The organism is Sandarakinorhabdus sp. (genome assembly GCF_032115815.1).
Lineage (GTDB): Bacteria > Pseudomonadota > Alphaproteobacteria > Sphingomonadales > Sphingomonadaceae > Sandarakinorhabdus.
The window spans coordinates 1-1,316 of the sequence record NZ_JAUMBI010000041.1 but is presented as its reverse complement, the minus strand read 5'-3'; the positions used below and the strand labels follow the sequence as shown (position 1 = coordinate 1,316).

The window sequence follows — 1,316 nt, the reverse complement described above, 5'->3', positions numbered from 1 at the left end:
GGTCGCGCTGACGGCATCGAATGCAACGCGGCCATCTTCGAGCAGGCGATCAAGCACACCCCAGGCGAACGCCCCGTGCGCCCCGCCGCCCTGCAATGCCAGGTTCACTTTCTTGCTGTTCGCGCCTGCAATATAGGCTGGCGCAGCACGCCCGTTCCCCGTAGCCATAAAGTCCCCCATCCCCCACATCACGACGTTGATTTCGCGGTGCAACAGAGAGATAACCCACAGGCGTGAAGGCGGCAAGGACGATTCGCCGCAGGGGGAACAATAGCGCGGCACATCCAGTCAAGTCGTCCAGTCAAAGCCTGCGCAAGTCACAGTCATTATTCCGTCACACAATCTTTTTCACCGCCATCCAGGCTCAATCAAGTTCACAACCGGGGGATTATCATGCTCAAGGGACTTAATGCGATCGTGACCGGCTCAACCAGCGGTATCGGTCTGGGGATTGCCAATGTGCTGGCATCAAAAGGTGCCAACCTTGTGATCAACGGTTTCGGCGATGCCGCAGCCATCGAAGCCGAACGTGCCAACCTGGAAGCCAAATATGGCGTCAAGGTCGTCTACAGCGGCGCTGACATTTCCAAGCCGTCCGATGTGAAGGCGATGGTTGAACTGTGCGTCAGCAGCTTTGGGTCGGTTGACATCCTCGTCAACAACGCCGGCATCCAGTACACCGAAAGCGTCGAGAATTTCCCGGCCGAGCGTTGGGATGCCATCATCGCGATCAACCTGTCGGGCATTTTCCATGCCATCCAGGCCGCTCTGCCGCACATGAAGGCCAAGGGTTTCGGCCGCATCATCAACATCGCCTCGGTCCACGGCCTCATCGGCAGCACCCACAAGGTCGCTTATGTCGCCGCCAAGCATGGCGTGGTTGGCATGAGCAAGGTGGTCGCGCTGGAAACTGCCGGCACTGGCGTCACCTGCAACACCATCTGCCCGGGCTGGGTGCACACCCCGCTGGTGCAGAAGCAGATCGAAGCCAAGGCCGCCGAACAGGGGATCAGCATTGAACAGGCCACCGAGGACCTGCTGATCGCCAAGCAGCCGTCCAAGCAGTTTGCGACGCCCGAACAGATGGGCGAACTCGCCGCCTTCCTGTCCAGCGAAGCCGCCGCCCAGATGACCGGGATCGCCATCCCCGTTGATGGCGGCTGGACCGCGCAGTAAAGCCAAGGCCAACTGGCCACACACAACACCGGCGCGGCAACCATCTGGTCGCCGCGCCGGTTTTGCGTTTGGGGTGACGGCTGAAGTCTGGCCTAGCATTACAGTTGCGTTTCTGGATGATCTCTGAATCAATGTCTTAC

Annotated in this window: 1 protein-coding gene and 1 pseudogene; one reads left to right on the top strand and one right to left on the bottom strand. The window is 59.8% G+C overall.

Annotated features, from left to right (window positions below; genetic code table 11):
- Positions 1-213 (bottom strand): annotated as a pseudogene (locus tag RT662_RS02170) (hypothetical protein); the annotation flags it as partial.
- 180 nt (positions 214-393) lie between these two features.
- On the opposite strand from RT662_RS02170, the gene RT662_RS02165 reads away from it, so the two are divergent.
- Positions 394-1,176 carry a 3-hydroxybutyrate dehydrogenase gene (locus tag RT662_RS02165; protein WP_313668778.1) on the top strand — a complete coding sequence of 261 codons (783 nt, stop codon included), beginning with the start codon at positions 394-396 and terminating at the stop codon, positions 1,174-1,176.
- The last annotated feature ends 140 nt before the right edge of the window (positions 1,177-1,316 follow it).

Bases quoted from the DNA above. Each gene is read 5' to 3' on its own strand.
- RT662_RS02165 (WP_313668778.1), top strand. From the start codon at position 394: ATGCTCAAGGGACTTAATGCGATCGTGACCGGCTCAACCAGCGGTATC.